Genomic DNA, 22565 nt, shown 5'->3' with positions numbered 1-22565 from the left:
CTACACGCTTAAGAAGGTTTTAAGAGCTCGCCGCTCCTTCTCTTTCCGTTCACGAGGAAGAAAGGATCGCAAGTCTTCTAGGGTTACATCAGGATAGACCTGCCCCTTATCGACGATTAGCGGTAAACGAAGACTTCTTGCCCGATTGTCCCAGATGATGTCAAGAAATCGGGAAAAAGGGAGATTATCCCTGCGTTTATATATCAAACAGGTTGGGGTCAGAAAGTCAAAGCAGTCTGGAGATAGCCGCATCCATTCCAATAGGTCTTCTTTCTTCAGTTTCTCAAAGTCCACCAGCTCATATGCAATGCCATAAGCATCTAGGGTCTCAATCAAAGACTGGTGTCGGTCTTGGTTTTTGCTTAGATAGAGTCGCATGTGACACCCTCCTTCCCCTTGGTTAGGTCTTCCATCACAAACCCACCAAGGATTCTGGTCATATTGACAGGAACCCTGCCCTCACTAAAGCATTTCACTGTTACTAGGCTCGTCAGGATACCGTCCTTGCCTTGATGGGTGTAATTCTGCCCATAGGCTCTGAAGGCCAAATCCCCATCCTCTGTCAAGAAGCTGTCCACTCCGTTTTTGATGTCCCTCTCCTCCAAAAACTCAAAAACCCGATGGAGATTGGATTCGTAAAAGAGGGGGAGATTCATCTCCTTGTGGTAGTCATCCTCAAAGATCACAATCATTTCGCAATCATAGTTGGGCAAGGTAAGGAGCCTTTCTGTCAGTCGCTCCACCTCTGCTTGATGAATAGCCTCATCCAACTCTAAACAGGTTCTTATGGATTCTTTATGTAGTAGTTTCATGGTTCTCCTCCAATTTCTTTAATTCTCGTGCGATAGCAGCGATAACAGGAACTGATACGCTGTTTCCAGCCTGCTTATAGAGTTGGCTCTTGCTTGAAACCGCCTCTGCTCGTTCAAATACCCAATCTGGAAAGCCTTGTAGGCGAAAACACTCTCTTGGTGTGAGCTTGCGAATCCTCAAACGATAAAGTTTATCTCCCACCAAAAATCCTGTCACCTCAAACCATTTGTCCTTGCGGTATTCCAGGGCTGCGATAACGACACCTTGTTGGGAGCTGGTCGTTAGGGTGTTGGCCATCTGTTTGCCTACCCGTCCACGTTTAGAGTTAGACTTGGGATAGGACAGGTTAACCGAATCCCCTACTTCCGCCTTGGCATAGCCTTGCTTAGTCGCCTCACGGATTTTTAAGTGTGGCGCTTCGTGACGTAACAAGACTTTTGGAATCTTATCCCCACCCTGCATGGTGGTGAGGGTCGGGGAAAGACCTTCTGTATGATAAACTCGTCCTGCTTGATCAAAGCTAGTCGGCAAATTTCCAGCCACTAGTACCCCATGCCTGTCTTGAGCCGTCAAAGTAAACATGGGGTCTTGATTAGCCTTGAATCGTCTGCCGTTCTGTCTTTTATAAAGCCTGTCTGGTGTTAAAACAGGAATGGCAATCTTAACTCCCTCACCCTTATTTACGGTTAAGGTTGGAGATAGACCTGTCGAGAGATAGACCTCCCCACTCATCCCCTTACCAGATGGATTGACATTGCCTAGTCGGTCAAGATGAGCTGGGCTACCTTGTCCTCGGAGAGGAAATACTGGTCGGAAACCTCGCTTTCGAGAATGTCCGATAAGAAAGACCCGCTCCCGATTTTGGGGAAGGCCGAAATCTTTACTGTTAAGCACTTGCCATTCGACATGATACCCCAATTCATCCAACGTATTGAGAATTGTGGCGTACGTCCGTCCCTGGTCGTGACTGAGTAGCCCCTTGACGTTTTCAAAAAATAGATAAGGTGGTTGGATTTCCTTGGCACATCGAGCAAGCTCAAAAAAGAGAGTGCCTCTAGTGTCCTCAAATCCCAGTCGTCTGCCTGCGAGAGAAAAGGCTTGGCAAGGAAAGCCCCCACAGAGGACATCCACCTGTCCTCGGAGTTCTCTGAGTTGGTCATCGGTGATTTGGGTAATGTCATGATATTCTAATTCTCCTTCTGTCTCAAAAATGGCCTGATAAGACCGTCTAGCGAATTTATCTATTTCGCAAAAACCAATGCAGGTATGACCTTGACTTTCCATTCCTAAGCGAAAGCCGCCAATCCCTGCAAAACAATCAAAAAAGTTCATCTATTTCTCCTTTCGGGTATCAAAAAAGACCTTACTTCTCGTAAAGCCTTGGTTAGATATGGTCCTCCATTTCTGGAGCATTGATAATCTCAACCACCAAACTGAAGATTGACACAATAAAAATGCCTAGTGCAAGTTTCCACCACATTATTCTCACCTCCTTTCCTGTTCTTGTCGGCGTTCCTTATTCCACTCTGCCAGAATGCCATTAAAGACATACTCAGCTATGGTCTCTGCCGTTCTGGCAAATCTCATGTTCTCCAAAGCATACTGATACCTGTTTTCAAAATGCCTCATGACAAATTCTGCACTTGTCTTAGAAAACTTCTCACGAATCAGCTGGTCATAGACCAATTGGTAAATATAATCCTTGTCATAGGTGGTTGGCTTATCCACTTTGCGAATAAGCCCTTTTTCCTCCTCATCCTCTGAAAGACAATCACTCTCTTTAGTCTCACTATGTTCAGTCTCATTATCTTCAGTCTCACTAGTGGCTGAAATTAAGACGGGGCCCGTTTGTTTTTGAGACTCCTCCCGTGTTTTTTTAACACCACCCCCGTCTGAATTTAAGACGGGGGTAAGTTCATGTTCTAGCTCACCCAGATAAATCTTGTTTGCGAGCCGTCCTTTTTCACTGGATGACTGTTGGACTTCCTCAATAAGTCCAAAATCTCTCAAGGATTTTTTGATGGACAGGAGTTTGGACTTAGAACACCCAAGAAGCTCCATTAAACTAGAGTTGGAATAGATGAGATAGATTGAACCGTCTTCATCAATCCAACCTGAACTTAGGGACAGTTCCAAACGATCTTTTAAGACGGCATAAGCGACTTTAACCTCAAGCTTCATGTCCTTGTATCGCTCACTCTCAAACAAGAGTTTTGGGAGCTTGTAATACCGTTCTGATGTTTGATATTGGTTTGCACTAATGCGTTTCATGATTGTCCTCCAATACTTTGAGTGCTAGTTGACCAGTTGTAGCAATATTAACCAGCCCACTTGTTTCTAATTCCTTCAACATGTCTGTTGCTTTAGATGATGTAACTCCCATAACAATCATGAGATAGCTAACAACACCTAGGCGAGTTGATTCTGCAAGTTCCACGATTTTCCTCCCTGTAAAATAAAAAAGGCAAGAACACTCTAAATTGTTCTTGCCACAAACTAGGCACCAAACTGGGCACCAAAAAATGGTTTTTATTGCTCATTATTGCTTCTTTAAGCGATGATATTTACTTGCCTATCTATTAGCACAACAACTTAAAAACCCTTTGAAATCAAGGGTTTTAAGGGTTATTCGTTTCTTAAACAACTAACATAATTTCTAATGCTCCCATTCAACCATTGAATGTTAGCCATGTGTTATAATTCCTTTCGTAGCAAGGGAATAGTGCCCTTAAATATATACTAAAACACTAAAAATTATTTTTATTATACCATGATTTGCTTTGTTCTAGCTCTAATCCCTATAAAAAGCGTGCTAGCTGATAAGAGAGACTTTTCTCAACGACTTCAGTATTTTCACTGCTCTTTCTTCTCTATCGGAGCGACACTGGCGAGCAGTTTTTTGAGGCCGACTTCAGGGAAGTTGATTTTGAGCTCCATGGCTTTTCCACTTCCTGATACAGATAAAACCATGCCTTCGCCCCACTTGCGGTGGATGGCGGTGTCGCCAATTTGCCAGTCAGTAGTTTCAGAGCTTGTCGAAGCTGGTTGGCCTACTTTAGTAGCTGAAAATGGCAGAGATGTTGATCGAGTTTGGACAGGCTGACTTTGAGCCTTGCGGGCTTGCAGGGCCTGAGATAAACTCATCCCCTGACCGAACTGTGTTGCTCCGCTATTGCCATAAGTCGCTTTAAAGCTTGTATTGGCCGGACGGGCATAGCCTTGGTAGTCTAGGAGGTCATCCTCAATCTCGTTGAGGAAGCGACTCGGCTGGTTGTAGCTGGTCTTCCCGTAAAGGACACGACTGCTGGCATTGGTCAAAAAGAGCATTTCTTCAGCCCGGGTAATACCAACGTAGGCTAGACGGCGTTCCTCCTCCAACTCTTCTTCGGCTTCTGTCGCACGAGAAAGTGGGAAAACACCCTCCTCCATCCCAATGAGAAAAACCAGGGGAAACTCCAATCCCTTGGCCGCATGAAGGGTCATGAGGGTGACTTCAGCTGCCTCTTCTTCACCGCTGTCAGTATCGGCAATCAGGGCCAAATCATTGAGGAAGCGACTGAGTTTATCGAGTCCGCCTTCATCCTCAGGACCATCATGATTATCCTCATCGAAATGCTTGGTCACAGAGAGAAACTCCTCAATGTTCTCGATACGGGCCTGGCTTTCAAGGGTGTTTTGCAGGACCAGGGCCTCCATATAACCTGTTTTTTGTAGGACTGCTTCCACTAGTTCTGTGATGGTGTAACTATCCAAATTATCACGGAGCTTGTAAAGCACAGAGGCCATATCCCAGACAGCCTGGGCCGCCTTGCCTTTGACGCCAGACATCATGATGTTGGCAGAGGCTTCTAGCAAGGACATGTCTTGTTGGTTGGCAAAGTCACGGATTTTCTCAAGAGTTCCTGGCCCCACCCCACGCTTGGGTTCATTGACGATACGTTCAAAGCTGATATTATCAGCTGGATTGGCAATGACATTGAGGTAAGAAATGACATCACGGATTTCCTTACGGCTGTAGAACTTGGTTCCACCGACCATAGTGTAAGGAATATTGGACTTGAGCAGGGCTTCTTCAATGGTCCGTGACTGGGCGTTGGTCCGATAGAGGACCGCAAAATCCTTGAAATTCTTGCCTTGCTGACGGACAAAGGAGTCAATCTGACTGGCTACGAAAACAGCCTCTTCCTGTTCATTACCAGCACGGTAATAGACAATTGGCTCACCCTGAGCATTCTGGGTCCAGAGGTTCTTAGGACGGCGATTGCGATTGCGGTCAATGACTTGGTTAGCCGCCTGAAGGATGGTCTTAGTTGAACGATAGTTTTCCTCCAACAAGACAACCTTGGCCTCGGGATAGTCCTTCTCAAAGTCCAAGATATTTTGCATATCCGCCCCACGCCAGCCATAAATAGACTGATCCGCATCCCCAACGACACAAATATTTTTAAAACGACTGGCTAAGAGCTTGACCAGCTGGTACTGGGCATGGTTGGTATCCTGATACTCATCGACATGGATATACTGGTAGCGCTGCTGATAGTAGGCTAGAACATCTGGATTTTTGTCAAAAAGACGGAGTGTCATCATGATCAGGTCATCGAAGTCCATAGACTCAGAACGACGGAGCTCTTCTTGATAAAGCTTGTAACACTTGGCAACGATTTGAGTGTACATATCGCCAGCCAAACGCTCGTAGGCCACCTCGTCTAACAGGTCGTTTTTAGCATTGGAAATGGTGCCCAAAATAGAACGTTCTGACCATTTTTTCGGATCTAGGTTGAGTTGCTTGAGGATCCGTTTCATCAGCGTCCGTTGCTCACCTGGATCCACGATGGTGAAATTGCGATTGTAGCCAATGTGGTCGGCTTCTCGTCTTAAAATCCTTACACACATGGAGTGGAAGGTCGCAATCAAGGTATCGGCTGTCGCAGGATTAAGGGCCATAGCCCGCTCTCTCATCTCACGCGCCGCCTTGTTAGTGAAGGTAATGGCTAAAATATTCCAGGGATTGACAAACTTCTCATCAATCAAATAAGCAATGCGGTGGGTCAGAACTCGCGTCTTACCCGAACCAGCACCTGCCATAATCAAAAGTGGTCCTTCTGTCGTCTGAACCGCCTCAGCCTGTCTCTCATTCATACCGTTCAATAAAGAATTCATACATACCTCATTTCTTCCTGTAACATTATAGCACACTTTAAAAGCTGGAAAAAGTAAGGGCGTTTTGTTACACCCCAGAAAAAACGCATAAAACCTGTAATTTTTGTGTAAACATACAAAAATACCTTGACAAGCTCTGCTATTTCCGCTAAGATAGAAACCAATAAAGTTAACCGAATGACGTTTTTCAGGAGAAGAGGGCTGGTTTAGCCTTCGCCGAAGGAGTTATACTCTCAGGTTTCCGCGAGGGAGAGGACTGAAAATCTGACGGACTTCTGGAGAGACCTCAGGATTGCAGAGCAATCCGATTTGCAAGAGTCTTGCAAAAGGCGCCGAAGGGGCAAGGTGGTTTACCGCTCAATCTCTCAGGCAAAAGGACAGAAGATAAATCTATGAAAAAGACAGGTTTTTGCCTATGCTTTTTGGTATTTTTATCACTCCAGAGGACTATTCTTAAGATGGAATAGCCTCTTTTTGTTTGTTAACTTTAAACAAAAATTGATGGAGTTGGTCTAGATAGCCAGCTTTAAAAGGAGTTTTATATGCTACCATTTTTTCAACACATTGACAACCTAGTCTGGGGTGCACCCTTGCTCATCTTATTGGTGGGGACTGGTATTTATTTGACCATCCGCTTGGGACTTTTACAGGTCACAAAGTTATCTATTGCCTTTAAACAAATTTTTTCTAAGGATGACGGGCACGGTGATATTTCTAGTTTTGCAGCCCTAGCAACTGCCCTTGCCGCTACGGTCGGAACAGGAAATATTGTCGGTGTCGCTACAGCTATCAAATCTGGTGGTCCAGGTGCCCTCTTTTGGATGTGGGTGGCGGCTTTCTTTGGGATGGCCACCAAGTATGCCGAAGGTCTCCTGGCTATCAAATACCGAACGGTAGATGAAAACGGCCAGATGTCGGGAGGGCCCATGTATTACATCATCAAGGGGATGGGAGAAAAATGGAAACCTTTGGCACAGTTCTTCGCCGTCTCAGGTATTCTCGTTGCCCTACTTGGTATTGGAACTTTCACTCAAGTTAACTCAATCACATCTTCTCTCAAAAACAGCTTTAATATCTCAGAACACTTGAGTGGTCTAATTTTAGCTCTTCTTGTAGCCCTAGTGATCTTTGGAGGAATCCAATCCATCTCCAATATTTCCACCAAAGTGGTTCCCTTTATGGCTGGACTTTACTTGATAACAACGATAATTGTCATTCTGGTCCATTGGAATCAGATTATTCCCATGTTAAGCTTGGTCATTCAGTCAGCCTTCACTCCTGCTGCTGCAGTTGGAGGATTTACCGGTGCTGTCGTTAAGGATGCCATCCAAAAAGGGATTGCTCGCGGGGTCTTCTCTAATGAATCTGGCTTGGGTTCTGCTCCGATTGCCGCAGCGGCTGCCAAGACCAATGAACCTGTTGAGCAAGGTCTTGTTTCCATGACAGGAACCTTTATCGATACGATTATTATCTGTACCTTAACAGGTTTGACTATCCTCGTGACGGATCAGTGGACGACTAACCTTGAAGGGGCACCATTAACACAAGCTGCTTTTGCTACTGTCTTTGGAACTTGGGGATCTCATGCTCTGACCTTCTGTCTCGTGCTCTTTGCCTTTACGACCGTTCTCGGATGGTCCTATTACGGTGAGCGTTGTTTCGAATTTCTTTTCGGGACTAAGTGGCTCAATGGTTACCGTCTGACCTTTGTCCTCATGGTCGGTCTCGGTGCCTTCCTCAAACTCGACTTGGTTTGGGTTCTTGCAGATATCGTCAATGGTCTCATGGCCCTACCAAACTTGATCGCCCTTCTAGCCTTGTCCCCAGTCATCATCTCAGAGACCAGAGACTACTTCACTCGTCTCAAAAATTAAGTTTTATTGCTCTGCTATTTTCCAATGGCGGAGCTTTCAGTTTGTAAGAAAGTCATGATATAATAAGGGTCTACTAGATTGGAGAGTTTATGTCACAAGAAGTTGAAAATTTGAAGCTGGCCGAGCGTGGGCCAGTCATTAGTATCATTGCCTACATTCTCCTAGCTCTTGCAAAGTTGGTTGCGGGTTACAGTCTTGGGGCCCAGTCCCTGATTGCTGATGGGTTCAATAACTTTTCTGATATCGTCAGCAATGTCACCCTTTTAATTGGCCTTCGTCTGGCACGAAAACCTGCCGATGGGGACCATAAATTTGGCCACTGGAAAATAGAAGATCTGGCCAGCTTTATCACCTCCATCCTCATGTTTCTCGTAGGTTTTCAGGTTTTGGGGCAAACTGTCCAGGCCATACTAACTGACCAGCAGTCCAAACTCGACCCTATCGGAGCTGTCGTCGGAGTCCTCTCTGCCCTTGTCATGTTTGGAGTTTATCTCTATAATCGCAAATTAGCTCAAACCGTCAAGTCTGGCGCCCTTATCGCTGCAGCCAAGGACAACCTCTCAGATGCAGTAACTTCTCTAGGCACTTCTATGGCTATCCTGGCTTCTGCTCTGCAATTTCCCATTCTGGACCGCATCATGGCCATCATCATTACTGGTTTTATCTTCAAGACAGCCTATGAAATTTTTAGGGATTCGGCCTTTAGCCTCTCCGATGGCTTTGATGACCAGCATCTAGCGCTCTATGAGGAGGCTATTCTTAGTATTCCAAAGATTACGGCAGTAAAATCGCAGCGCGGACGCACCTACGGCAGCAACATCTACCTGGATTTAGTGCTGGAGATGAACCCTGACCTCTCGGTCTACGAGAGCCATGCCATTACAGAACAAGTTGAAGAGCTCCTGCATGAGCAATTTGGTATCTATGATATCGACATCCATGTTGAACCTTCTACCATGCCTGAGGATGAAATTCCAGCCAATGTCGAGAAAAAACTAATCAAGTATGAAAAATTTATCCTCTCCAAACTCCCAGATTACGAAGTCTTCATCAGCGATGACTTTCAGCTAATTGATACTGACGGCAAGCTTCTCTCCAAGTCTGACATTGTGGCGCGTGGGAAATTTTACCCATCCAACTTTGAGAACTTCCAGCTAACCACCATCAGTCAGAAAACTAAACTCATTACCTACACTCTTGCTGACCAACAGCACACCAGCATCTGGCGTCGCCATGAAAAATGGTACCTCATTTTCCATCAAGTAACGGAGAGATATTGAGAAGACTACTATAAAAAAGAAACTTTCCTTATTATTTATAATTATTCTATTAGTGAGTGGTGGCTATTGGGCCGTCCAAAAATATGACAAGGAAGTCAAACAATTACAAAAACTGGCTTTTAAAGAAGCTCTGGATTCAACCAGTCCTGAGAACTATATTGAAGCCATTAAATAAAACTATCCAACCTTTTCAGGTTACTTAATGACTCAGTCCACTGATAATCAGCCGATTAGCTATGCTATTCCGGGACTGGCTAAATCCAAAAATATCCATGCCAAGAGTAAAAAGCCTGGAAAACTTGGTTGGGCCAAAGATATGACACCTCAAGGTTTAACAATAGCTGGAGACTTTGTCATCGTATCAGCTTATAGTAAGAGTAAATCCTACTATTCTGTGCTCTGGCTTATCAGATGGCAAGTTTGTAAAAACCATTGTCTTGCCTAACACAGACCATATTGGAGGACTAGCCTTTGATGCTGACCACCAAAAGCTTTAGTTGACAACTGTTATCGATGACTGGAGTGACTCTACGATTGCTTATCTCGATTATCAAGATTTGTTATCCTATCAGTTTGATTTGAGCGGAGAGCCGATATCACTTCATGAAGATTTTGATTTGACTAGTATCAAACGGTCTTCTTTTATGACCTATGCGGAACAAAAACTTTGGGTCGGTTATTTTGATAAAGAAGCAGCTGGCTATCTAAGTTTCTACGATCTTGATGAAAATGGCTTGCCGCTTGAGAACATTACTTCTGATGATTTGGAAGATAGCAAAGCTCTTAAAACTGTCAAGATTCCAGAGAAAATTCAAGGTGTCGCCTTTTACAAGGACAAGATAATCTTTTCTCAGTCTTATGGAGATACAGATGCTCATCTTCTGGTTTATTCAAATCCTGGACTGGAAAATTTAACTGATTTTACAAATGAAAACAGACTTGAGACGATTGATGCACCGTCGTATCTTTAACAAATCTGGTCACAAGATGACAGACTCTTCACCCTTTTTGAATCATCTGCCTCTTCCTATAAAGACAATCCCTTTGTCGTTGAGGTCGATCGTATCTTAACCCTACAACTACCCTGAGACATCAAAAAAACGCCAGATGGCGTTTTTTAGTGTTATTCCACCGATTTCAATGCTTCCAGCATGTCCACATGGCGTAGGGTATGGTTGACCAGCCACCCCAGAACAGCCAATATACTAGCGATAGCGACAATCGGAATAATGTAGACAGAGATCGCAACGGTCGGCTGGAACATTATGAAGGCTGAGCCAATCAGATTGAGCAAGACCTTGTGAAGGAGATAGCCTCCCGCTAGTCCTGTCAGAATCCCCATGATAGACAGCACGATGGTCTCACGGTAGATGTACATGGTCACTTCCTTGTTGTGGAAACCGAGCACCTTGATGGTGGAGAGTTCTCGAATCCGCTCTGCCACGTTGATGTTGGTCAGATTGTAGAGGATGACCACACCGAGCAGGATAGAGAGTACAATCAAGATAATCATGACGGACTGGAGCGAACTAGCAACTGTAGTCAGTTTCTTCTCGATAGCGGTGTTTTGCACCACACCAGCCACTCCGTCCATTTCAAGGAAATTCGCTGCAGTGTTTTGGATGTTTTTCATTGAACCATCTGTCAGTTTGACCAGATAGCTGTTAGTCGTGTAGTCACTACCTGTCAGACTCTCGTAGTAGGCCTTGGTCATATAGATATAGTGGCCAGCGTACATTTCGGTGATGCCTGCCACAGTGACAGAGACTTTCTTGTCAGCGATGGTCATCGTAACGGTATCTCCAACTTTAACCCCGTAGAGTTTAGCGAGTTTTTCAGAGAGGATCGCTCCTTTGTCGGTCAATGGCAGAGCTTCACCTGTTTTACGGTCACGGAGTTTGATGTAGTTGGTAAGATCATCACTGTCTGTCACCAGTAGGGAAATGCTCTGTTCCTCAGCAACACCTGTGATAGTCTCCGTCAGACTATCGTAGCGAATGGCCAGAGAAGAGGCAACCTTGTCTGAGCTGATGGCAGCTGTCAGAGCAGTCTTTTCTGCTTCCGAAGCTTTGCTATTTTCAACCACAATCACATCGTAAGACACGATATCACGAAACTGGGTATCGGCCACACCAGAGATGGAGGACTGGATACCAAGACCTGCAAAGAGTAGAGCAACTGAGCCCGCCACGCCAAAGATGGTCATAAGCATGCGCTGCTTGTAGCGGAAGATATTGCGAGCTGTTACCTTGTGGGTAAAGCTCATCCGTTTCCAGATGAAGGTCAGGCGCTCAAGGAGAATTTTAGAGCCAGCTACAGGTGGTTTGGCCTGTAAGAGCTGGGCTGGTTTTTCATGCACCAACTCACGGTGCGCAACCAAATAGGCTGGTAAGACCGCTGATAAGAGCCCCAGAACAATGGCCAAAAGTGTCCAACCAGGGTAGAAATAGGTGTGCGAATCACCGATAACCGACCGTCGGGTCAGGATATTGCCAATCATAGGAGACAAGTACCAATTCCCGGCTAAAATCCCAACCAGCATACCAGCCATAGAGGCCACAAATCCGTAGGTTACAAACTTAGCAATGATTTGCTTGTTGGTATAGCCCAGGGCTTTGAAAATCCCAGCGTTGTTGCGCTCTTCGTCTACGAAGCGGGTCATGGTCGTAAAGGTCACCATGGCAGCCACGACATAGAGTACGACAGGGAAGAGATTTCCAACCGCCGAAATCGACTCTGAGCCTGATTTGTAGGTCACATAGCCGTCGCCTCCTGGGAAGGTGGTTCGAGTGTAGCTAGTGTAAGCTGGTTCTTCCAGGGCCTCTACATCCGCTTGCGCCTCTTCCAAATTCTGTTTGGCGTCTGTAATCTTCTGCTCTGCTTCTGCTTTTTGCGTCGCATAGTCTGCCTTTGAGCTGTCCAGCTTGGCAATGGCTTCATCAAGTCTTGCTTGGTTTTGTGCAATAGTTGAACGAGCCTGGTCTAGTTTCGCCTGTCCAGCTTGATAGTCTGCCAGGCCAGACTCATAAGCTGCTCCCCCTTGATTGTACTGGGCAAGACCTGCTTCATACTGGGCCAAGCCTTGGTTATACTGAGCAAGACCGGCTTGGTATTGGACCATACCCGCGTCGTACTGAGCCTTGCTCGCATTATAGGTTTCAAGACTTGCTTGGTACTGGGTAAGACCAGCTTGGTAGGCAGCTTCATTCTGATCATACTCCGTCTTACCGGCTACATAAGCTGGTTGAGCTTGGTTGTACTGGGCTTCAAGAGCTGTCAATTGCTGGTCAGTCGCTGCTAACTGGGCTTCTGCTGCCTGAATGTCTGCAACGGTAGATGGGTCAATTCCCTGTGCGATCAAGGCTTGCTTTTGAGCTTCCAGAGCTTGTATCGCAGTATACCACTGCTGACGGCCTGTCTGAATAGCAGAGGCCAGCTGACTCAATTGGTTATTATGCTCATCGAGTTGAGCCTTGGCAGTTGCTAATTGATCAGCAGCTGTGTCCAGCTGACTCTTCATCGCATCCAGCTGGGCTTGTCCTTCTGCCAGCTGAGTGTCAGTCTCTTGGAGTTGGGTGGCTGAAGCATCTAACTGCGCTTTGGAGCTATCGAGTTTGGCCTTGGCATCCGCTAACTGCTGCGCCGTACTGTCAAGGTTTGCCTTACCGGTTACCAAATCACTGGCTGCAGTGGCTAATTCAGCCTGACCAGAATCGACTTGAGCTTGAGCATCAGCCAACTGGTTTTGTCCATCAGCAATTTGTCGTTCGCCATCTTGGATTTGTTGGTCAGCATCCGCTAGTTTCTTCTCTGAATCTGCAATCTTGGCCTTGCCTTCATCAATTTCTTTTTGGGCATCAGCTTTTAGGACTGTCAGACGGGCAGAACCGTTATCTGCCAACATCTTGTCCAACGTCTCTTGGTGCTCTGCTAGCTTTTCCTCATAAGCCGCATCCGCGAAGCTCAACTCATCTAGGTCGTCATAAGAAATCCGGGCTATCATATAGCTATCAGAGTCAAAGGATTCCGGCACCGTCACGCCATAACCTGTCAACTCACCGGTTCCGACCTTGGTCTGACCCATGGAGCTGTTGTCCCATATTTCTGCGGAATGGACAAAACCCGTCACTCTAAAAGTCTTGGTTTTTAGGACAGATTTTTTGCTTTCTTTATCTATTTTAAAGGTAATAGTATCTCCAACCTTGTAGCTGTTGGACATCGATGCTACTAAGGCAATCTCATCAGCTTTGCTTGGTAACTTGCCGGATACGAGGTCATACTGGGAAACCGTATCGGTCTCTGAGAAGACCCGTACCGCATCATTGGTCCCCTCGATGACCTGGTCTGACAAATAGCCAAAGTCCACTGTCGCATCCTTGATGGTTTTGAGTTCTGCCACATCCGCATCCGACAGCCCGTAGTCTGCCATGACAGTTAGGTCCATCATATTGGTCTTGTTGATATAAGACTGAGCCGTCCGTTGCATGTTAGGTGTTGTGACCTTGAGTCCGACTAAGGCGATAGAGCCAATCATCATCAGACTAAAAATGGAGAAAAATCGTCCCTTTGATTTGCTAAAGGACTGGACGAGGTCCTTTAGATATACACTTTTTGCCATGACAACCTCCTAGTATTCCAAGGTCGCAATGTCTTGTGGCGTATTGTTGAGCTTGACGGACTTAACCGTCGCGTCCCGCATATGGATGACCCGGTCAGCAATCGGAGCTAGAGCCGAGTTGTGGGTCACGATGATAACAGTTACCCCCTCATTTCGGGACATATCTTGGAGAATTTGCAGGACCTGTTTGCCGGTTTGGTAGTCAAGGGCGCCTGTCGGCTCATCGCAGAGCAGGATCTTTGGGCGTTTGGCCACCGCACGGGCGATGGAGACCCGCTGCTGCTCTCCGCCAGAGAGCTGAGCTGGGAAGTTATTAAGCCGCTTGCCCAGGCCAACCTGCTCCAAAACGGTCACAGGGTCTAAAGCATCCTTGACGATTTCAGAGGCCAGTTCCACATTTTCCTTGGCGGTCAGATTGGCGACCAAGTTGTAAAACTGAAAGACAAAACCCACATCATCACGACGGTAATTGGTCCTCTGATGGGAATTAAACTGGGCGATGTCCACACCGTCAATGATGACCTGACCCTCGTCGCTCGTATCCATCCCACCCAGGATATTGAGCATGGTCGACTTACCAGCCCCTGACGATCCCAGAATGATGACCAGCTCCCCTTTTTCAATTTCAAAATTGACATCGTTGTTGGCAACGATTCGATTGTCCCCAGTTCCGTAAAACTTGGATGAATTCTTCACTTCAATATAGGGCATGTTTTTTCCTCTTTTCAAACTGTTTTTTTGACGACCAACTGAAGTGGTCGGGACGCTAGCAGCCACCTTCGGTGTTTCATAGCTAACTCTTGAGCCTAAGGTCTCAAGAATTCCCGCGTCAGAGGCTGGGACAAAAGTAGCCAGCTTCAAACTTTATAGAGTGCTACTTACAAGACGCAGTTGTCTGATGTGCTCGCTACCGCTCGCTTATTCAAAAAACAAAATAAACATTCTGTTGATTTAAGATGTGTTCTATGATGTCATTGAAATCAATCAAAGACAAGGACAAAAATCAACAAAGTGTTGATTTAATAAAAGAAATGAGCAAAATCAGACAAACGGAAACCAAAACCTACATCAAAGAAGCCCTAACCCAGCTCCTCAAGGAGACCGATTTTGAACGCCTGACCATCAGCCAGATTACCAAGAAGGCCGGAATCAATCGTGGCACCTTCTACCTCCACTACACGGACAAGTACGAATGATGGCGCAGCTCAAGGAAGACACCCTTCAGCATATCGACGAGCTCCTTCACGAGAACATAGAAGACCCAAAACGAGCGATTCTGGTCATCTTACAATATTTAAAAGAGGATTTTGACTTCTTTTCAACCATCTCCACTAATAAGTTTATCAACTTTTCAGAATCTATCAAAGACTTTGTCTTTCGGATTTTGAGCCAAGAGGAACATTTGGAAGTGAATTTAGCCAGAGCCTATCAGATTCCCTACGTCTATGCCTTGGAACTCTTTTTGTCCTCTATCGAGAGCATCATTCGCCTATGGGTAGAACGAGCCGCCATCGAAAGTCCGGAAGAAATGACCGACATCATCTTCCAAGTGGCTTACATCGACTCTCATGTAGAGTCAAATGAAGAACTTTAAGACAAAGTAGTGAAACGCAGAAAGTACTTTGGTACGGCAAGTCTACCATAATGATGTATCAAGGTTAATTCAGACAACTATAAAAAAGGTACTACAGACTTTGCCTGTGGTACCTTCTCTTTTATCCTTTTACTGCAGCTAAGGCAGCATCATAATCTGGATGTTCGTTGACATTGTCCAAATATTCTACGTAGGTAATACGATTGTCCGCATCCACTACCAATACCGCACGCGCCAAAAGGTTCCACTCTTCCATTAAGACACCATAAGCCTGACCGAAATTATGGTCATAGAAATCTGACAGGGTAACAGCACTCTCCAAACCTTCAGCCCCACACCAACGCTTTTGAGCAAATGGCAAATCGCAGGACACCGTAATCACCGTCATATCCTCCATATCAGAGAGTTCTTGATTGAAACGACGCGTCTGAGCCGAACAAATCCCTGTATCAACAGATGGCACGATACTGATAACCTTCCGTCCAGGAAAATCAGCCAAACTAACTCTCTCTAAGTCCGTATTCATCAAGGTAAAATCCGGTGCGACATCACCAACTTGCAAGGGAGTCCCCACAATCGTCACTTCTTTTCCGATAAAAGTCGTCATAAAAACCTCCAAAATCACTTTTCTTCATTGTATGATTTTCAGGGAAAAATAGCAAAGCTTCTGACCGAAACTTGTAAGCGTCTCCTATATCGCAAACATATCCTGACTATCATGTTTCATGATAAGCACCCAATATAAAGCTACTAGGGCAATACCTAAAGGGAGACAAATCAGAGGCTGGAAGAAAATTCCCAGTAAAACCATGATAGGATAATAAAAATTCGGCATCATGGCATAATCAACCCAAGCCATGTAACAAACAGGAATCGCAAGCGTTAATCCCAGAATAATACCTCGACCTTTAGACCTAAACCGATTGATAAATAGGGCATAAATTGCACCTATAAGGGGCATAAGGAAAAAACACCAGGCACTATACATTAAATAACTAAAAATCCTTACTGCTGAGTAGGCCACATCACCATTTGAAAAATAAAAATAATATTCTGTTGGAGTCGCAAAAAGTCCGGCCAGTCCAATCATAACTAGAAGACTTAATACAGAGAGAATCGCCACAAGACCATGCACAAGCAACTGACTTTGGAAAAACGTCCTTCTTGTCATTCCAAACTGAGTAAATAATCGATAATCACTTGCCGTGCTAGCCATCCCAATCACCAAGACTAAAACATAAGAACATGGTGGTAAAACTCCCCAGTATTGTCGACAATAAAGCCGTCCATTAACCAATAGGATAGTAATATAAAGGGCAAGAAAAACCCTATTTTTTTCCTGAGTTGATACCAGGTTAATTGCCATAAAGTCATCTTAGTTACTCCTCTCTTTGGGTCAGTTGGATAAAGCAGTCCTGCAAGGTCAACCCTGAAATTTTTATTTCATTAGGCAAATTTTGAGGTAAGTGACCATAGACGATAACTTGCTTCATTTTTCCTAAGACTTGACTGGATAAAATTATCAGTCCTTTCGCCACTTCTTCAAGTAGGTCTTGAGGTCCGGTCAGACGATGAACTTGACCTTTTATAACCTCAGCAGAAGCTACAAGTTGTACCGCTCCGCCATCTATTAGGACAATTTCTTCTAACAATGGAGCAACCTCTTCAATTTGATGGCTGGCTAATACGATGGTCCTTGGTCTACGCATATGAGTTTCAAGTAAGTATTGATGAAAAAGCTGACGATGTCCAGCATCGAGACCAAGCGTCGGCTCATCCAACAAAACATAGTCAACAGGTAAACTGAAAGCCAAGATAAACTTCGCAATGGATCGATAACCTGTTGAGAGACTCATTATTTTCTTTTGACAATCAAGTCCGAAACTTCGGCATAGTAAGTCAGCCCACTCCTTATCAAGATTAGGATAAAATAGCAGAGCTTCTTTGAGGATTTTATCCATATTCCAATTAGGCAGCCACTGCTCTGCTGAAACTAGAAAAATACGCTAGCTAGTGTCCTGAGAAAATCCAATATCTTCTCCATCTAACACTATTTGACCTGCCGATTTAGTCAACTGACTAGCTAAAAGTTTGAGAATAGTTGACTTGCCAGCACCATTTCGTCCAAGTAAACCATAAATTCTTCCAGCTTCAAAGGTCAAATCAAGATCCTTTACAGCCTCTTGCTTTCCGTAGTACTTATATAAATTTCTAACGCTTAAGCTCATCATAACCTCCTTCTATCAATATTAGCAAGTCACTCTTACTAATGCCTAATGCCTTAGCTGTCTCAATAAAATTCTGCAACTGTTGCTGGCTAAACAGACGATACTTTTTCTCTCGTAATATTTCCCAGGCCTGCTCTGTAACAAAGGTTCCCATGCCTCGACGTTTCTCAAGGACACCTGCTTGCACCAGAATATTCATTCCTTTAAGAACTGTGGCTGGATTTATCTGATAAGCCATCGAAATCTCCGTTGTGGAGGGTACCTGTTCACCAGCCAGATAAACTTTATGAAAAATGTCAGTCTCTAACTGCTGAGCTACCTGAAGAAATAGTGCTACATCGCTCTCAAAGTCAAATTTCATTTCATCTTCTTTCTTTTTAGTCGTTTAGTTAATCACTTATATAACTAACTATGTCACGATAAAGAAAAATTGTCAAAAAAATTACCGATTTATTTGTTCAAATAAAATTTCATTTGAGGATTCTTCAGAATGACAGAAGAAAATTAAGTGAGAGTTTATCATCATGTCGTTTGGCTTTTAATAAAACTTCAGACATTAAAAGAGAGTGGGACAAAAATCAGTAACCCGAAGGGTTTGATTTTGTCGTCCCACCTCCGCACAGTTGAGTAGGGCTATAAAAGCTAGTAAAATCAGCGAATTAGAGCCCACTCAACCACTGCGTCTTGCTTGATAATCCAAAAACGATTGAGAGGCTAGGACTTTTGTCCCAGCCCCTTACAACAGGTTTATTATTTTCGTGTGAGATTTTGGACCTTTTCTAGTGATTGCTTGGCCAAGTTTTTTAATTTAGGCTTGATTTCTGCTACTTTTGGCTCTAGAATAGCCGTGATAGTTTCTGTCTCGTCAATCAGTTTACCAAATGCCTGATCAATATTGGGCTTGTATTTTTGGTAGAGAGCTAAGCCAGTCATAGCTGCCCCTGAAACTGTTCGACCAAGCTGGGTCTGACTTTGATTTACCAATTTAGCATGATTAGCACAATAGTTCCCACCAACCTTGACAGGTCCCTTGTTACAACCCGGAAATTTGCAGGTCACAATAATAGTTTTTAAATAGGTTTTATCCATCTTAGAACTCCTCTTTCCTTCTAGCTCTGCTATGGCAAAATAACACGGAAGGTAATCCTACCGTCCTTGTAGTGGGCAGAAATTTTGCCCTTGAAGATTTGGACCATGCTGGCAGCCATAGAGAGGCCGATTCCGTAGCCCTTGACCTTGTTGCTACGAGATTCATCCTCCCGGTAAAAGCGGTCAAAAAACTTGCTGTAGTCGACAAACTCACCTTTGGCAAAGGTGTTTGAAACCTCAAGCCGAGCTCGCTTGAATCCTGTCTGATTCAAAGTAACTCTAACCGTACCGCCAGGATCACAATATTTATTGGCATTATCAACCAAAATAGTGACCAACTCAAAAAGAGACTTTTCTTCAGCATTGACCATAACACCGGGACTAATTACCATTTCAAAGATCTTGCCATCCTTAATAACGGGACCCTTAAAGTCTTCCGCAGCGTCTTCAGCAATAGCCGAGAAATCGCACTTTGTCAGCACGATATCTAGTTGTTCTTCCATCTTGGCCAAGGTCACCATGCTATTGATGAGGTCTGTCAAACGCTTGGTCTGATCCTTGGTAGATTTGGTCCATTCCGTTTCCCCATCAAGGAGCTCCTGCATTTCTGTATTGGCAGAAATAATGGCTAGAGGTGTCTTCAGTTCATGACCGGCATTAGTGATAAAGCTTTTCTGATTTTCAATATTGTCAATATAAGGCTTAATCGCCCGACCCGAAAATACAAAGACAATCAGGATAAAGAAGAGAAAACTATAGGCTGACATCTGCAAACTGGTCCAGAGTAAGTCTGACCGATCGTCAATATTGGCTGTCGCATCTAAAACCACAACCAACTTCCCTGTCTTTTTCTGGGCAATCTGATAAGCGTAATAATGCCCCTCATACTTAATAGTTCCCTTACCCTTAGAATAATTCAGTTCAGTCATAATCTCTGCAATATCTGACTCAGAAAGGTCTTTAATCTCGTTCAGTTGACTTGAGATTAAGGTATTATCGTCATCAAGAACAAAGGAAAAGTAAAATAATTGAGAGGCCCGAATGGCAGATAAGCCTGTTCCTTCCAAGGCTGAATCCAGCTCTTCATTACTAGGAATTTCTCCATCATTGTCCACTAAAATAGATAAGACAGTGCTAACCTCAGCATTATTTGAAACATAACGAACGGAATTGAAAACAATGATAAAAGAAGCCAGCACAGCCATGATGGCTAGGGAAGCAATCAGAATAAACTGTAGTCGTATTTTATTGAGAACCTTCATCTAGTCACCTACCTCAACTAGCGTAAAATCCCCACCTTGTTCTCCTTCAATAGTCACATCTGCATGAATTGCCTTTAGTTTCTGTCGAAGGTAGGAAACGTACACCCAGACATAGGAATCAGTGATGCTATCATCGCCATCTCCTGCCCAGACTTGATTAAAGAGTTCCTCAGTGGATAAAGCCTTGCCAGGATTAAGCATGAAGAGCTCCATCAGTCTTACTTCTTTTCCAGCCAGGCGAACAGCATTGTGACTGGAAAGCTCTTGCTCGGCTAGATTAAGTGTTACTGTTCCACAGGACAAGAGAGGAGAGCTAAATTTTGCTAACCGACGTTCTAAGGATTCTATCCGTGCTAACAACTCTTTGATAGAAATGGGCTTGGTCAAATAGTCATCAGCTCCAGCTGACAGGCCACTAATCTTGTCATCTAGCTCTGCCATAGCCGTAAGCATGATGATATGGGTCTTGTCGCCTGAGGCCCGAATCTCTTCTAAAGCCTCAAGCCCTGTCATAATAGGCATCATAATATCCAAAATCATCACATCAAAGCGTTCAGTTTTAGCAGCCTTTACTGCCTCAAGGCCATTGGAAACTTGGGTTACAGTAAAGCCCTTGTGGCGCAGAGCAGTCGCATAGACATGAGATAGCTGCTCCTCATCCTCTGCTAATAAGATTTTTAAAGGCATTCTCATTCCCCACTTTCTGCAATCAAATTTCGGATGGTCTGCATGGACAGATCACAAGATGCCAACTCATCAGCACAGCGTTTAAGCTCGCGTGTGATTAGCTCTGCATTTTTAACCTCATGCTTATACTTCATCTGATGCTCCAAACTGGCCCAGGAATCCATGGCAATAGTTCGCAGTTGAACCTCAATAAAATATGTTCCAGGAGTCTGGCCCAAGCAATCTTCAAAAGGCGTTTCAACCTCTAAAATAAGGTGATAGGACCGATAGCCGTTGGACTTGGCATTAAAGACAAAGTCCTTTTCCTTAAAAATCCGAACGCCGACCATACCTTTCATCAAATCAACCAATTTATAGATGTCATCCACAAAGCCACAGATAATCCGAATCCCAATCGCGTCTCTTATCTCTTTTAAAGCAGACTGAGTTGTAACTGGTAGTCCTTTGCGAAGACATTTATCTGCCATTGACTCAGGCGACTTAACACGAGCGATAAGGTGTTCATAGAGTTTAAACCCAGTTTCAGCCTTTGCTGCTTGATTGGCAACTTTAATCTGTTCACAAAAATCATCTAATATCCTTTGTAAATTGGCTTCATAATACCCATAAATCGTTGACATAACAATTTCTCTTTTCTCTTCAAGATAACAGTTTGCTATCTGACTTCATTTCGAAGATAGCCAGACTATTTCTTATTGATTTATATTATACCATATCCAGGAACTAAGACCTTAAGGTAAACCGAAATCAGGTTATACTCTTCCTAAATAAAAGCTATAGGTCGTTAGCTTTCATTGCCTAGCGCCAGTTAAGCCTGCGTCAACTAGCCCTGTCTCTTTTGATTTTGAGCGAGTATTAAGAACAATAGCAAAAACCATACTCTACAATCATAGCAAATTAAAACACTATCAGACAAAGCTAGTCTAATAGTGCTTTTTATTCTATTTCAACTGATCGAAACGAAGATGTACTGCAATATGATCACCGTAACCATTACGCTCTAAGTCACGTTGAAGACGATATTCGATATACTGCTCTGCAATTTTGATAAAACCTGCATCGAGAAGACGGTGCTCAACCAATCCCTGAATAATAGAGATAGTTGGACGCTCTACCTGAGCCTCTTCAAGATCAAGAACAACTTTTTTAGTTACCTGAGCCATGTCCTGACGCAGTTTGTCATCAATCACATAAACACTTTGGGCAGCCTTTAAAATTGCTTGATAAATTTTTTCAGGATCAAACTCAGTAATTTGACCATCACGTTTAATAATTTGCATATGGAACTCCTTTCCTTACAATTACAGAAAATGCTATTACCTTTACCTCTATTATCCCTATTCCATACGACTTTGTCAAGGTTTTAGAAAGATTACAGAACAATTTCAGTAAAATATAGGTAAAAAAACAAGGTCTTTAGACCTTGTTTAAGGCTCTTTGTCAACTGTAGTGGGTTGACCAATTTAACACCGAGAGAGGACAGGACTTGTCTTCTCTCGTTTTATGTTTATGGCAATGAAAATACGAGTTTTGAAGTTTTCAAAGTTTCTGAAATCAAAGGCATTTCGCTTAATGACCTTGATGATATTGTTTGTCGCTTCGAGTTTAGCGTTGGAGTAAGGCAGTGCCAAGGCATTGACAATCTTATCCTTGTCTTTCAAGAATGTCTTGAACACCGTCTGAAAGATAGGATTTACGCTATCAAGTGTTTCTTGGATAAGCTCAAAAAACTGGTCGGCTTGCTTTTCTTGGAAATGGAAAAGTAGGAGCTGATAAATCTCGTAGTGCTCTTTCAGTTCTTGGGAATAGCTGAGCAGTTTAGTGACAATCTCCTGGTTAGTCAAGTGCATGCGAAAAGTCGGGCGATAGAAGCGTTTATCGCTAAGTTTTCGACTGTCTTGTTGTATCAAGACCAGTAGCGCTTGAGGGCCCTGTATTCGTGAGATTTTCGGTCAAACTG

At 44.1% G+C, this 22565-nt stretch carries 24 protein-coding genes, 1 pseudogene and 1 riboswitch; of the genes and pseudogenes, 6 read left to right on the top strand and 19 right to left on the bottom strand.

Features of this window, described 5'->3' with window-relative positions:
* The 6 genes from ACFORF_RS09530 to pcrA all read right to left on the bottom strand — a co-directional run bounded on the left by ACFORF_RS09530 (position 1) and on the right by pcrA (position 5973).
* Positions 1-378, bottom strand: coding sequence for a hypothetical protein (locus tag ACFORF_RS09530; protein WP_380427677.1), 378 nt, complete (start codon positions 376-378; stop codon positions 1-3).
* On the bottom strand, positions 363-812 hold the full coding sequence (locus ACFORF_RS09525; protein ID WP_380427675.1) for a hypothetical protein: 450 nt from the start codon (positions 810-812) through the stop codon (positions 363-365). The genes ACFORF_RS09530 and ACFORF_RS09525 overlap by 16 nt, the downstream gene beginning before the upstream one ends.
* Positions 796-2145 carry a DNA (cytosine-5-)-methyltransferase gene (dcm, locus tag ACFORF_RS09520; protein WP_380427673.1) on the bottom strand — a complete coding sequence of 450 codons (1350 nt, stop codon included), beginning with the start codon at positions 2143-2145 and terminating at the stop codon, positions 796-798. The genes ACFORF_RS09525 and dcm overlap by 17 nt, the downstream gene beginning before the upstream one ends.
* A gap of 153 nt (positions 2146-2298) precedes the next feature.
* Positions 2299-3084 (bottom strand): replication initiator protein A, encoded by a 786-nt coding sequence (locus tag ACFORF_RS09515; protein ID WP_380427672.1) that lies wholly within the window; start codon positions 3082-3084, stop codon positions 2299-2301.
* Entirely contained in the window at positions 3071-3250 is a 180-nt protein-coding gene (locus ACFORF_RS09510; RefSeq protein ID WP_043026295.1) for a hypothetical protein, read from the bottom strand. The genes ACFORF_RS09515 and ACFORF_RS09510 overlap by 14 nt, the downstream gene beginning before the upstream one ends.
* A gap of 416 nt (positions 3251-3666) precedes the next feature.
* On the bottom strand, positions 3667-5973 hold the full coding sequence (gene pcrA / locus ACFORF_RS09505; protein WP_380427670.1) for a DNA helicase PcrA: 2307 nt from the start codon (positions 5971-5973) through the stop codon (positions 3667-3669).
* A 265-nt stretch (positions 5974-6238) separates the two neighbouring features.
* A riboswitch (glycine riboswitch) is annotated at positions 6239-6364 on the top strand.
* A gap of 151 nt (positions 6365-6515) precedes the next feature.
* Here pcrA and ACFORF_RS09500 point away from each other — a divergent pair.
* From ACFORF_RS09500 to ACFORF_RS09485, 4 genes are all read left to right on the top strand, one after another.
* Positions 6516-7847 carry an alanine/glycine:cation symporter family protein gene (locus ACFORF_RS09500; RefSeq protein WP_380427668.1) on the top strand — a complete coding sequence of 444 codons (1332 nt, stop codon included), beginning with the start codon at positions 6516-6518 and terminating at the stop codon, positions 7845-7847.
* Between the two features lie 89 nt (positions 7848-7936).
* Positions 7937-9127 carry a cation diffusion facilitator family transporter gene (locus ACFORF_RS09495; protein WP_380427666.1) on the top strand — a complete coding sequence of 397 codons (1191 nt, stop codon included), beginning with the start codon at positions 7937-7939 and terminating at the stop codon, positions 9125-9127.
* Positions 9128-9329: 202 nt separating this feature from the next.
* Positions 9330-9572, top strand: a complete 243-nt coding sequence (locus ACFORF_RS09490) for a hypothetical protein (protein WP_380427664.1) — start codon at positions 9330-9332, stop codon at positions 9570-9572.
* 52 nt (positions 9573-9624) lie between these two features.
* Complete coding sequence (locus tag ACFORF_RS09485) at positions 9625-10098, top strand: hypothetical protein (RefSeq protein ID WP_380427662.1); 474 nt, start codon at positions 9625-9627, stop codon at positions 10096-10098.
* Positions 10099-10250: 152 nt separating this feature from the next.
* Here the strand turns inward: ACFORF_RS09485 and ACFORF_RS09480 are convergent, their stop codons facing one another.
* Together ACFORF_RS09480 and ACFORF_RS09475 are read right to left on the bottom strand one after the other, a co-directional pair.
* Complete coding sequence (locus ACFORF_RS09480; protein WP_380427661.1) at positions 10251-13745, bottom strand: FtsX-like permease family protein; 3495 nt, start codon at positions 13743-13745, stop codon at positions 10251-10253.
* A 9-nt stretch (positions 13746-13754) separates the two neighbouring features.
* Positions 13755-14456, bottom strand: coding sequence for an ABC transporter ATP-binding protein (locus tag ACFORF_RS09475; RefSeq protein WP_380427659.1), 702 nt, complete (start codon positions 14454-14456; stop codon positions 13755-13757).
* 254 nt (positions 14457-14710) lie between these two features.
* Between ACFORF_RS09475 and ACFORF_RS09470 the strand changes: the two genes are divergently transcribed.
* On the top strand, positions 14711-14941 hold the full coding sequence (locus tag ACFORF_RS09470; protein ID WP_380427658.1) for a TetR/AcrR family transcriptional regulator: 231 nt from the start codon (positions 14711-14713) through the stop codon (positions 14939-14941).
* Positions 14941-15339 carry a TetR-like C-terminal domain-containing protein gene (locus ACFORF_RS09465; protein ID WP_380427656.1) on the top strand — a complete coding sequence of 133 codons (399 nt, stop codon included), beginning with the start codon at positions 14941-14943 and terminating at the stop codon, positions 15337-15339. The genes ACFORF_RS09470 and ACFORF_RS09465 overlap by 1 nt, the downstream gene beginning before the upstream one ends.
* A 121-nt stretch (positions 15340-15460) precedes the next feature.
* On the opposite strand, the gene tpx is transcribed toward ACFORF_RS09465, so the two are convergent.
* From tpx to ACFORF_RS09410, 11 genes and pseudogenes are all read right to left on the bottom strand, one after another.
* On the bottom strand, positions 15461-15946 hold the full coding sequence (gene tpx, locus ACFORF_RS09460) for a thiol peroxidase (RefSeq protein WP_380427654.1): 486 nt from the start codon (positions 15944-15946) through the stop codon (positions 15461-15463).
* An 84-nt stretch (positions 15947-16030) separates the two neighbouring features.
* Positions 16031-16705, bottom strand: a complete 675-nt coding sequence (locus tag ACFORF_RS09455; RefSeq protein ID WP_380427652.1) for a hypothetical protein — start codon at positions 16703-16705, stop codon at positions 16031-16033.
* 13 nt (positions 16706-16718) lie between these two features.
* The gene (locus tag ACFORF_RS09450) at positions 16719-17195 is read right to left on the bottom strand and encodes a hypothetical protein (protein ID WP_380427651.1); all 477 of its coding nucleotides are present in this window, start codon (positions 17193-17195) and stop codon (positions 16719-16721) included.
* A gap of 150 nt (positions 17196-17345) precedes the next feature.
* Positions 17346-17567 carry an ATP-binding cassette domain-containing protein gene (locus ACFORF_RS09445; protein WP_380427649.1) on the bottom strand — a complete coding sequence of 74 codons (222 nt, stop codon included), beginning with the start codon at positions 17565-17567 and terminating at the stop codon, positions 17346-17348.
* Positions 17551-17928, bottom strand: a complete 378-nt coding sequence (locus ACFORF_RS09440) for a GntR family transcriptional regulator (protein WP_380427647.1) — start codon at positions 17926-17928, stop codon at positions 17551-17553. Before ACFORF_RS09440 ends, ACFORF_RS09445 begins: the two co-directional genes overlap by 17 nt.
* Positions 17929-18317: 389 nt before the next feature.
* Positions 18318-18656: a hypothetical protein gene (locus ACFORF_RS09435; RefSeq protein ID WP_380427645.1), complete on the bottom strand. Its 339-nt coding sequence runs from the start codon at positions 18654-18656 to the stop codon at positions 18318-18320.
* Between the two features lie 29 nt (positions 18657-18685).
* Positions 18686-19918, bottom strand: coding sequence for a sensor histidine kinase (locus ACFORF_RS09430; RefSeq protein WP_380427643.1), 1233 nt, complete (start codon positions 19916-19918; stop codon positions 18686-18688).
* Entirely contained in the window at positions 19919-20605 is a 687-nt protein-coding gene (locus tag ACFORF_RS09425) for a response regulator transcription factor (protein WP_380427641.1), read from the bottom strand. It abuts the gene before it with no gap.
* Positions 20606-20607: 2 nt separating this feature from the next.
* Complete coding sequence (locus tag ACFORF_RS09420) at positions 20608-21231, bottom strand: GTP pyrophosphokinase (RefSeq protein ID WP_380427988.1); 624 nt, start codon at positions 21229-21231, stop codon at positions 20608-20610.
* Positions 21232-21546: 315 nt separating this feature from the next.
* The gene (locus ACFORF_RS09415) at positions 21547-21885 is read right to left on the bottom strand and encodes an ATP cone domain-containing protein (protein WP_380427639.1); all 339 of its coding nucleotides are present in this window, start codon (positions 21883-21885) and stop codon (positions 21547-21549) included.
* A 183-nt stretch (positions 21886-22068) separates the two neighbouring features.
* Positions 22069-22565: pseudogene (locus ACFORF_RS09410) on the bottom strand (transposase); the annotation flags it as partial.

It is taken from the genome of Streptococcus caprae (assembly GCF_042649745.1).
In the GTDB taxonomy this organism is placed as follows: Bacteria; Bacillota; Bacilli; order Lactobacillales; family Streptococcaceae; genus Streptococcus; species Streptococcus caprae.
This window is presented reverse-complemented; position numbering and strand designations above follow the sequence as displayed.

Bases quoted from the DNA above. Each gene is read 5' to 3' on its own strand.
- ACFORF_RS09530 (WP_380427677.1), bottom strand. From the start codon at position 378: ATGCGACTCTATCTAAGCAAAAACCAAGACCGACACCAGTCTTTGATT.
- ACFORF_RS09525 (WP_380427675.1), bottom strand. From the start codon at position 812: ATGAAACTACTACATAAAGAATCCATAAGAACCTGTTTAGAGTTGGAT.
- dcm (WP_380427673.1), bottom strand. From the start codon at position 2,145: ATGAACTTTTTTGATTGTTTTGCAGGGATTGGCGGCTTTCGCTTAGGA.
- ACFORF_RS09515 (WP_380427672.1), bottom strand. From the start codon at position 3,084: ATGAAACGCATTAGTGCAAACCAATATCAAACATCAGAACGGTATTAC.
- pcrA (WP_380427670.1), bottom strand. From the start codon at position 5,973: ATGAATTCTTTATTGAACGGTATGAATGAGAGACAGGCTGAGGCGGTT.
- ACFORF_RS09500 (WP_380427668.1), top strand. From the start codon at position 6,516: ATGCTACCATTTTTTCAACACATTGACAACCTAGTCTGGGGTGCACCC.
- ACFORF_RS09495 (WP_380427666.1), top strand. From the start codon at position 7,937: ATGTCACAAGAAGTTGAAAATTTGAAGCTGGCCGAGCGTGGGCCAGTC.
- ACFORF_RS09490 (WP_380427664.1), top strand. From the start codon at position 9,330: ATGACTCAGTCCACTGATAATCAGCCGATTAGCTATGCTATTCCGGGA.
- ACFORF_RS09480 (WP_380427661.1), bottom strand. From the start codon at position 13,745: ATGGCAAAAAGTGTATATCTAAAGGACCTCGTCCAGTCCTTTAGCAAA.
- ACFORF_RS09475 (WP_380427659.1), bottom strand. From the start codon at position 14,456: ATGCCCTATATTGAAGTGAAGAATTCATCCAAGTTTTACGGAACTGGG.
- ACFORF_RS09470 (WP_380427658.1), top strand. From the start codon at position 14,711: ATGATGTCATTGAAATCAATCAAAGACAAGGACAAAAATCAACAAAGT.
- ACFORF_RS09465 (WP_380427656.1), top strand. From the start codon at position 14,941: ATGGCGCAGCTCAAGGAAGACACCCTTCAGCATATCGACGAGCTCCTT.
- tpx (WP_380427654.1), bottom strand. From the start codon at position 15,946: ATGACGACTTTTATCGGAAAAGAAGTGACGATTGTGGGGACTCCCTTG.
- ACFORF_RS09455 (WP_380427652.1), bottom strand. From the start codon at position 16,705: ATGGCAATTAACCTGGTATCAACTCAGGAAAAAAATAGGGTTTTTCTT.
- ACFORF_RS09450 (WP_380427651.1), bottom strand. From the start codon at position 17,195: ATGAGTCTCTCAACAGGTTATCGATCCATTGCGAAGTTTATCTTGGCT.
- ACFORF_RS09445 (WP_380427649.1), bottom strand. From the start codon at position 17,567: ATGAGCTTAAGCGTTAGAAATTTATATAAGTACTACGGAAAGCAAGAG.
- ACFORF_RS09440 (WP_380427647.1), bottom strand. From the start codon at position 17,928: ATGAAATTTGACTTTGAGAGCGATGTAGCACTATTTCTTCAGGTAGCT.
- ACFORF_RS09435 (WP_380427645.1), bottom strand. From the start codon at position 18,656: ATGGATAAAACCTATTTAAAAACTATTATTGTGACCTGCAAATTTCCG.
- ACFORF_RS09430 (WP_380427643.1), bottom strand. From the start codon at position 19,918: ATGAAGGTTCTCAATAAAATACGACTACAGTTTATTCTGATTGCTTCC.
- ACFORF_RS09425 (WP_380427641.1), bottom strand. From the start codon at position 20,605: ATGCCTTTAAAAATCTTATTAGCAGAGGATGAGGAGCAGCTATCTCAT.
- ACFORF_RS09415 (WP_380427639.1), bottom strand. From the start codon at position 21,885: ATGCAAATTATTAAACGTGATGGTCAAATTACTGAGTTTGATCCTGAA.